This is a genomic window from Leifsonia aquatica H1aii, from assembly GCF_000633535.1.
GTDB lineage: Bacteria > Actinomycetota > Actinomycetes > Actinomycetales > Microbacteriaceae > Leifsonia > Leifsonia aquatica_A.
The window spans coordinates 1-3,390 of the sequence record NZ_AYMR01000035.1; the positions used below are offsets into that span (position 1 = coordinate 1).

Sequence of the window (3,390 nt, forward strand, 5' to 3'; positions counted from 1 at the left end):
CAGGTGGATGCGGCCGTCGCGGTCGGGCAGCAGCGCCCAGGCGAGCGCGTAGAGGAGGACCGCAGGGGCTCCGAGCACGGCTGCCACGACGACGATGCCGCGGACGATCAGCGGGTCGATGCCGAGTCGATAGGCGACGCCCGCGCAGACCCCGCCGACCCAGCCGTCCGAGCGCACGACGCCGAGGCTGCGCATCCAGTCGAAGAAGCGGGAGCCACGGCCCGAGAGGCCGGTGCTCGGGCCGCCGTAGGGCGGCGGCGTGGAGGTGGAGTCGTTCTGTGACATGCTTCGATCCTGGCGCTCGCCGGAGCCGCGCGACATGGGGTGACACCCTGAGCGGACCCTGATTCCCCCGCCCGCGGACTGTCCGGGTGCCTCCGGGTCTGCTTGGATTCAGAGCATGACCCCCACCGTCCCCGCCGCCCGGCCGCCTCTCGCGCGGCCGCGCTGGTGCGTGCTCGGCGGTGTGAGCGAGGCGCTCGCCGCGCATCTGGGCTGGCCGGTCGCCGCGGTGCGCTGGATCTTCGTCGGCACATCGTTCGTCGGGGGCGCCGGCGTGCTCCTCTACCTCTGGTTCTGGGCGCTCGTGCCGCTGCGCCCTGCGGACGGCGACGAGGCGGTCGAACGGGTGCACCGGCGCGTGAACGTGCCCTGGCTCCTCGGGGTCGGCGGCGCGGTCTCCGGCGTGGTGTCGATCGTGCTGGTGGCCAGCGGCGGCGTGGCCTCGGGCATCGGTTTCCTCTTCCTCACGATCGTCCTGCTCGTCGGGGCCGTGGCGTGGGATCAGGTCGTCGAGGATGACAGCCTCCTTCCGACTCCGCTCTCGGCGACCGCGTTCCGCACGGCTGCCGGGGCGTTCCTGGTCGTGGTGGCGCTGGTGATGAGTGTGCTGCAGAGCGCGCGCAGCTCGGGTCCGCTGTGGATCGGGATCATCGCCGCGACGTTCGCGGGAGCCGCCGTCCTGGTCGCGCCGTGGGCTCTCCGGCTCTGGCGGGAGCTCATCGCCGAGCGCACCGCCCGCATAAAGGAGGAGCAGCGGGCCGAAATGGCGGCGCACCTCCATGACTCGGTGCTGCAGACCCTCGCGCTCATCCAGAACCGGGCCGGAGCGTCGAGCGAGGTCGGGCGCATCGCACGCGCGCAGGAACGAGAACTGCGCGACTGGCTGTACGCCGACGCCGCGCATTCCGCCGATCGGGACGACGCCGACCTGGCGGGCGAGCTCCGCGAGGTCGCGGCGGCGCTCGAAGTCGACCACGCCGTCCACTTCGACATCGTGTCGGTCGGCGAGCCGGTGCGCAACGCACCCGCGGAGCTCGGCGCCGCCTCCCGCGAGGCGATGCTGAACGCGGCCAGGCACGCGGGCGGCGAGGTCTCGGTGTACATCGAGAACGGGGCCGGATCCGCGGATGTCTTCGTGCGCGACCGCGGTTCTGGTTTCGACGTCGACGCGCTCCCGGAGGGGAGGCTCGGCGTGCGCGAGTCCATCATCGGCCGGATGCGCCGCGCGGGAGGCACGGCCACCGTCACCTCCCGCCCCACCGGCACGGAGGTCCACCTGAGCATCGAGTTCACGAGCGAGGCATCATGACAGACGACACCGGCACCCAGAACGACACCGGCACCCAGAACGACGGAGGCACCGAGAACGACGGCGGCATCGCCCCGGGGACGGCCGCTGTTCGGCAGAACGGCCCCGACGTTCCGCGGCGCATCACCGTGGTGATCGTCGACGACCACTCCATCTTCCGCTCCGGGCTGCGATCCGACCTCGACGACCGGCTCGAGGTGCTCGCGGAGGCGGCGGACGTGGACGCAGCGGTGGAGGCGATCCTCCGCACGCGGCCGGAGGTCGTGCTCCTCGACGTGCACCTGCCCGGAGGCGCCGGGGGAGGCGGAGCGGAGGTCGTGCGCCGCACGGTCGCCGAGCGGCCGCACACCCGTTTCCTCGCCCTGAGCGTCTCCGATGCCGCCGAGGACGTCGTGGGCGTCATCCGTGCCGGCGCGCGCGGCTATCTGACGAAGGGAAGCTCGGGCGGGCAAGTGAGCGACGCGGTGGTCGCCGTCGCCGGCGGCGACGCGGTCTTCTCGCCCAAGCTCGCCGGCTTCGTGCTCGACGCCTTCGGCGCGGCCGCGGGGGAACAGGCCGAGACCACCGACGAGCTCGACCGGCTGTCGGCGCGCGAGCGGGAGGTGATGCGGCTGATCGCCCGCGGCTACGCGTACAAGGAGGTCGCGGCCGAACTGTTCATCTCGATCAAGACGGTGGAGACGCATGTCTCCGCGGTGCTCCGCAAACTCCAGCTCTCCTCCCGGCACGAGCTGACGGCGTGGGCGCTGGAGCGCAAGCTGCTGTAGGGCCCGCCCGGTCGTCATCGGGGGCGCCTCGCGAGGATCGCACGCACGCGCCCGGCGAGTCCCGGGTCGGCGATGTCGCGGGGGCCGAGCTCGACGACGGTCCAGCCGTCGGCCTGGAGGTCGAGGCGTCGTTCGAGGTCGCGCCGGTAGGTGCGCGGATCCCGATGGTGGTCGCCCTGGTATTCGAGGATGACGCGGCGCTCGGCGAAGACGAGGTCCCCGCGGTAGCCACGCCCGTGCGAGGTGCGGATGGGCAGGTTCGCCTCGGCGCCCTGGATGCCTGCCGTCACGAGGCGGAAGCGCAGGCGCGACTCCTGCGGCGACTCCGAGCGTGCGTCGAGCAGGGCGAGGGCGTACCGCAGCGCGGGCCGGCCTCGGCGGAGTTCGGCTCGGGTAAGCGCCTGCTCGAGTGCCTGACGTGGCTCCGCCGCGTCGATCCGCCGGAGCGCGGCGTCGCCGGCGACGACGAGGTCCTCGACGCCCACGGCGCAGCCGAGCTCGCACCACGATCGCGGGAGGCTGCTCATGGGAAGGTCGTCCAGCACGATCACGTCTCCGGCTCCGACCCGAGCAGAGTGGCCGACGATGCCCGGTCGCCGTGGAGCACGTCCCGGCGCCGGGACCGAGACGTGGATGCCGGGAGGCAGACGCGGGAGGGGCAGCTCGTGGAGGGCCGCGGCGGTCGGTCCGGAGAAGAACGCGCCCGACGCTCCCACGGCGAGGTAGGCGCGGCACCACGCCCGCAGGCTGTCGGGCGGGTCGGGGGCCACCGCGCCGTGGAAGGGGTGGTGGACCGACGGCCCGCGGAGCCTCTTCTCCGTCACGCCGAGCGCACGCAGCTCTCGAACCCGGGCCGCCGCGCTCGCCGGGAGCCACCCGACATCCCGCCCCTGATGTTCATCCATGCTCACCACCCTGCCGGGACCGCCTCCCGCGATCCCACTTATCCACAGGCCGTCCGCGGGCTGAACCGCTGAGAGGTCGTGACACGCCCTTCCTAGCGCTGAGCGGTCGCGGAAAAGGGCGTGTCGC

Annotated in this window: 4 protein-coding genes; 2 read left to right on the plus strand and 2 right to left on the minus strand. The window is 73.0% G+C overall.

Translation table 11 applies throughout. The features are described from left to right. A partial coding sequence (locus U870_RS0120705) for a PspC domain-containing protein (RefSeq protein ID WP_029947954.1) occupies positions 1-285 on the minus strand: 285 nt, incomplete at its 3' end. Between the two features lie 115 nt (positions 286-400). Here U870_RS0120705 and U870_RS0120710 point away from each other — a divergent pair. Both U870_RS0120710 and U870_RS0120715 read left to right on the plus strand, forming a co-directional pair. Then, positions 401-1,591 (plus strand): ATP-binding protein, encoded by a 1,191-nt coding sequence (locus U870_RS0120710; protein WP_025159266.1) that lies wholly within the window; start codon positions 401-403, stop codon positions 1,589-1,591. Then, a complete protein-coding gene (locus U870_RS0120715; RefSeq protein ID WP_025159267.1) occupies positions 1,588-2,358 on the plus strand; it encodes a LuxR C-terminal-related transcriptional regulator in 771 nt (256 codons plus the stop codon). Before U870_RS0120710 ends, U870_RS0120715 begins: the two co-directional genes overlap by 4 nt. Positions 2,359-2,372: 14 nt before the next feature. Here U870_RS0120715 and U870_RS0120720 read toward each other — a convergent pair whose 3' ends face one another. After that, on the minus strand, positions 2,373-3,263 hold the full coding sequence (locus U870_RS0120720; protein WP_162819216.1) for an endonuclease domain-containing protein: 891 nt from the start codon (positions 3,261-3,263) through the stop codon (positions 2,373-2,375). Between the last annotated feature and the right edge of the window lie 127 nt (positions 3,264-3,390).

Coding starts and splice junctions, on each gene's coding strand:
- U870_RS0120710 (WP_025159266.1), top strand. CDS start 401: ATGACCCCCACCGTCCCCGCCGCCCGGCCGCCTCTCGCGCGGCCGCGC.
- U870_RS0120715 (WP_025159267.1), top strand. CDS start 1,588: ATGACAGACGACACCGGCACCCAGAACGACACCGGCACCCAGAACGAC.
- U870_RS0120720 (WP_162819216.1), bottom strand. CDS start 3,263: ATGGATGAACATCAGGGGCGGGATGTCGGGTGGCTCCCGGCGAGCGCG.